The sequence below is a fragment of the Streptomyces sp. NPDC005899 genome, assembly GCF_040629645.1.
Taxonomy (GTDB): domain Bacteria; phylum Actinomycetota; class Actinomycetes; order Streptomycetales; family Streptomycetaceae; genus Streptomyces.
Map to the genome: position 1 here is coordinate 1 of NZ_JBEXWB010000424.1, position 4,760 is coordinate 4,760.

Annotated in this window: 2 protein-coding genes and 1 pseudogene; 2 read left to right on the forward strand and 1 reads right to left on the reverse strand. The window is 73.4% G+C overall.

Going from position 1 to position 4,760, the window contains the following annotated elements; genetic code table 11:
* Window positions 1–162: 162 nt before the first annotated feature.
* Window positions 163–1,635 carry a UDP-N-acetylmuramoyl-L-alanyl-D-glutamate--2,6-diaminopimelate ligase gene (locus tag ABZ371_RS29070; protein WP_358685083.1) on the reverse strand — a complete coding sequence of 491 codons (1,473 nt, stop codon included), beginning with the start codon at window positions 1,633–1,635 and terminating at the stop codon, window positions 163–165.
* 853 nt (window positions 1,636–2,488) lie between these two features.
* Between ABZ371_RS29070 and gndA the strand changes: the two genes are divergently transcribed.
* Window positions 2,489–3,931, forward strand: a complete 1,443-nt coding sequence (gene gndA / locus ABZ371_RS29075; protein WP_358685085.1) for an NADP-dependent phosphogluconate dehydrogenase — start codon at window positions 2,489–2,491, stop codon at window positions 3,929–3,931.
* A 26-nt stretch (window positions 3,932–3,957) separates the two neighbouring features.
* Window positions 3,958–4,760, forward strand: a pseudogene (locus tag ABZ371_RS29080) (PucR family transcriptional regulator); the annotation flags it as partial.

Sequence of the window (4,760 nt, forward strand, 5' to 3'; positions counted from 1 at the left end):
CGCAACCGCGGCACGGCAGGAAGAAGGCCGGTCGCCCGTCCGGGAGCCGAGAGGGCGCGCCCCGGCAGCCGGGTGGGCGCCTCGGCGGCCGGGTGGGCACGCCCTGCCGTGCGCGGAGCCGGAAGCGGACGCCGGACACGGAGGGCCCCGTGACCGGCTGGGTCAGCTTCCGGCGAGTTCCCGGGCGGTGGCCATGTCACTGAAGGGCAGGAGCCGGTCGCCGACGATCTGGAAGGGCTCGCTGCCCTTGCCCGCGATGAGGACGATGTCCTTCGGGCCCGCCGCGGACAGGGCGAAGCGGATGGCCTCCCGACGGTCGGCGAAACGCTCGAACGGGGTACCGGTCGCCTCGATACCGGGCGCTACCTGGTCCAGGATGGCTCCGGGATCCTCGCCGCGCGGGTTGTCCGAGGTGAGCACGCACAGATCGGAGTGGGTACCGGCGATGGTCCCCATCTCCGCCCGCTTGGTGGTGTCCCTGTCCCCACCGCAACCGAACACGGTGACGACCCTGGCCGGGGCGAAGCCCCGGATGGTGCTCAGCACCTTGTTCAAGGAGTCGGGGGAATGGGCGTAGTCCACGATCACGGATGTGCCCTCCGCCGTCACGAAACGTTCGAACCGGCCGGGGATCTGCGGCATCCTTTCGAGCGCGGCGACCAGCCCGGTCAGACCGTGCCCCAGCACGTGGCAGGCCGCGACCGCCGCAAGCGCGTTGGCGACCGAGAACCTGCCCGGCGAGGGGATGGCCGCCGGGTACGCCCGGCCGTCGTGGAGCAGGGTGAAACGGGTGCCCTCGGCATCGACGGTCAGATCGACGGCCCGGTAGTCGGCCGCGGTGTCGAGGGCGTACGTGGTCACCGAACCGGGCATCAACGCCGGGACGAGCGCACCCACCGGGTCGTCGGCATTGACCACGGCGTGCCGGCACAGCCCTTGGAAGAGCCGGAGTTTGGCGTCCCGGTAGTTCTCCATCGTGCCGTGGTCGTCCAGGTGGTCCTGGCTGAGGTTGGTGAAGATCCCGACGTCGACGAACGTACGGTCCACCCTGTGGGTCAGCAGGCCCATGGACGTGGCCTCCAGGACGACGCTGCCCACACCGCGGTCCCGCATGCACCCCAACAGGTACTGCAGGTCAGGGGATTCGGGTGTGCTCAGCGCCGACCGGGGCATCGGGATCAGCTCGTCACCGATCCGGCTGCCGGCCGTGCCGATGACGCCCGTCGTCGCGCCCTCGGAGATCCGCAGGACGGATTCCACCATGTAGGAGACGGAGGTCTTCCCGTTGGTGCCGGTGATCGCCACCACGTCCATCTGGCGCCCCGGCTCCCCGTAGTAGCGGGAGGCCAGGACTGCGGCCGCCGTGCGCGTGTCCGGCACCCGCACGACGCAGACGTCCGCCGGCCCCGCGGGCAGGTCGCAGTTCTCGTCCACGACGACCGCGGCCGCCCCCCTGGCGAGCGCCGGGGCCACGGCGCCGGGGCCGCCCTCCCCGTGCCCGGGAACGGCGACGAACAACGCTCCCGGCAGGACCCGGTCCACGTCGAAGGTCGTCCCCGCGGTGACGGACGTCGACTCCGGATCCCCGCGGAGGATCCGGTGGTCCAGCCCGGCCAGCAACCCGCTCAGCTTCACGATGGTCCCTTCGGAGGTGGCTCGGCCGTGATGCGGCGTCGCCGGGGCGCGGCGACGGCGGTGTACCGAAGCTGCGGTGGAGACGTGGAACCCGTGCGATGCGTCGATACGCGCGGCGGAACGAGGGGCCGAGGCCCGGTCGGGGAAGGCTGCGAACGAGGGTGCGGCCCGGCCCGGGACGGCTGTGGGCCGCTAGCCGTGCCCGTGCGGCGCGGTGCGGCAACTCGCGGACGCGCCGGTGGCAGCCCTGTCCGGGCGCTTCCCTGCGGAGACGGCACGATCCATGGGCCGAGTGTACGTCCGTCCAGGTGGTGCGGATTCCGCTTGACGGTGCGGTCGGGGCCGGGGTCCGCTCGCCGATCCCTCCCAGCTGCCGATCACCCAGGGGTGAGCCACGCCCTGCTCCCCTCGTCGAGGTGCCGTTACGGACGCGGGAGGCGGACGGAAGGAGGCGGACGGGAAGGCGGACGCCACACCGGGCAGCAGGTGACCGACACGGGGCGGGACACACGTGACCGGCACTCCGGTCCAGCCTCTTCCGCACGCCGCGACCCGCCGGGAAGGGCTTCCGTTGCGCCCCTCGCGGGACCGGAGTGGAATTGCGGGCGGGACGTGGAAGGCATCCGGCGGACGGCAAGCGCGAGGAAGCGGGCGATGCGGGAACTTCGGGGCGGACGCCTGTGGTCCTGGGGCAGGTGACACGTAGGCCGGCTGAACACTCCGCCTCCGCGCCCCGTACCCCGGACCGGTCCTCCGCACCGGCCCGCCCGTCCGGTCTCCACCCGTCCCCCCTCCGCTTTCCGCCCCTCCCCCACTCCACCGTCCGCCCCGAACAGACTGCAGGAGCACACACATGAGCGGCACTGCGCAGATCGGCGTCACTGGCCTGGCGGTCATGGGCCGCAATCTCGCCCGCAACTTCGCCCGCAACGGCTTCACCGTCGCCGTGCACAACCGCACCACCGCGAGGACCGACGCCCTGGTCGAGGAGTTCGCGGGCGAGGGGACGTTCGTGGCCGCACACACGCCCGAGGAGTTCGTCGCCGCTCTGGAACGCCCCCGGCGCCTCGTGGTCATGGTGAAGGCCGGGGAGCCGACCGACGCCGTGATCAGCGAGTTCGCGCCCCTCCTGGAGGAGGGCGACCTCATCATCGACGGCGGCAACGCCCACTTCGAGGACACCCGGCGCCGGGAGAGGGACCTGCGCGAGCGCGGGATCCACTTCGTCGGGGTGGGCATCTCGGGCGGCGAGGAGGGAGCGCTGAACGGGCCGAGCATCATGCCGGGCGGCTCCGAGGAGTCCTACGCCTCGCTGGGCCCGATGCTGGAGAGGATCGCCGCCGAGGCCGAGGACGGGACGCCCTGCACCACGCACGTCGGGCCGGACGCCGCCGGTCACTTCGTGAAGATGGTCCACAACGGCATCGAGTACGCCGACATGCAGCTCATCGCCGAGGCGTACCACCTGCTGCGGGCCGTCGCCGGCTACTCCCCCGCACAGATCGCCGAGACCTTCCGCGACTGGAACACCGGGCGGCTGGACTCCTACCTCATCGAGATCACGGCCGAGGTGCTCGCCCACACCGACGCGGCCACCGGCTCCCCGTTCGTCGACGTCGTGCAGGACCGGGCGGAGCAGAAGGGCACCGGCCGCTGGACGGTACAGATCGCGCTCGACCTGGGCGTACCGGTGTCCGGCATCGCCGAGGCGGTCTTCGCACGCTCCCTGTCCGGGCACGCCGACCTGCGCGACGCGGCCCACGGCCTGCCGGGGCCGTCGGCCTCTCCACTGGGCGAGGAGGAGGCGGCGGCCTTCGCCGCCCGCGTGGAGCAGGCCCTGTACGCGTCGAAGATCGTGTCCTACACGCAGGGGTTCCACCAGATCAGGGCGGGCAGCGAGGCGTACGGCTGGGACATCGACCTGGGGGCGGTCGCGGCGATCTGGCGGGCGGGGTGCATCATCCGCGCGGCCTTCCTGGACCGGATCCGTGCGGCCTACGACAGCCGTCCCGACCTGCTGAGCCTGCTCTCCGACCAGCGGTTCGCGGAGGAGATCGGCGCCGCGCAGGACGACTGGCGTGCGGTGATCGCCGAGGCCGTACGGCAGGGGGTGCCCACTCCCGGCTTCGCCGCTGCCCTCTCGTACTACGACGGGCTGCGCGCCGACCGGCTGCCCGCGGCGCTCACCCAGGGCCAGCGCGACTTCTTCGGCGCACACACCTACCGGCGCACGGACCGGGAGGGCTCGTTCCACACGGTGTGGGGCGGTGACCGGTCGGAGGTCTCCGCCGGCTGACCGGCCGTGCCTCGTATGCTCGGCCCGTGACCACCAGCCCACCCACCGGTGACGCGGCGGCCGGGGCCACGCTCCGCCGCCTGCTGGCCTACGACGACGCCGGAACGCTCCGGTTGCTGCTCGCTCCGGGCGGACCGGACGTGGCGGTCCGGGGCGTCCTCTTCGGCGACGAGGTGGCCGGGTCGGGCGCCGAAGCGATGGTCGTGCTGGCCGTCGGGCCGCCCGCCGCCTCCGGCCGGGCCGCCGCGGTCGTGCGTGAGGCGGCCCGGCGGGGCGCCTGCGCCGTGGTGCTGCGGGACACGGAGGGCGCGCCCCCGGCGCCGGAGGTGCTGGCGGCGGCCGAGGAGTCGGGGATCGCGTTGCTGGCCCGGGCGGCGTGGACCGACTGGAGTGACACGGCCGCGTTGCTGCGCTCCGCGCTGGCACTCGCCGACGCGGGGAGCCTCGCCGAGGAGGGCGCCCGGCCGTTCGGCGACACCCTGGACGACGGCCTGGACGCGCTGGCCTCGGCGATCGCCGCGTACACGGGCGGCTCGATCACCATCGAGGACACCTCGTTCCGGGTGCTTGCCCACTCCGCGACCCTGCCGGGGGCGGACGGGGTGCGCCGGTCCACGATCCTGGGCGGACGGGTGCCGCAGTGGCGGATCGCCGAACTGCGGCGCAGTGGGGTGCTGCGGGCGCTGTGGACCTCGAAGGACGTGATCATCCGCCCCGCCGACGGTGACAGCGCCGAGCGTCTCGTCATCGCCGTCCGCGACGGGCCGGAGGTGCTGGGCTCCATCTGGGCCGCGGCGGACGGCCGCAGCCTCTCGCCGCACGCGGCGGA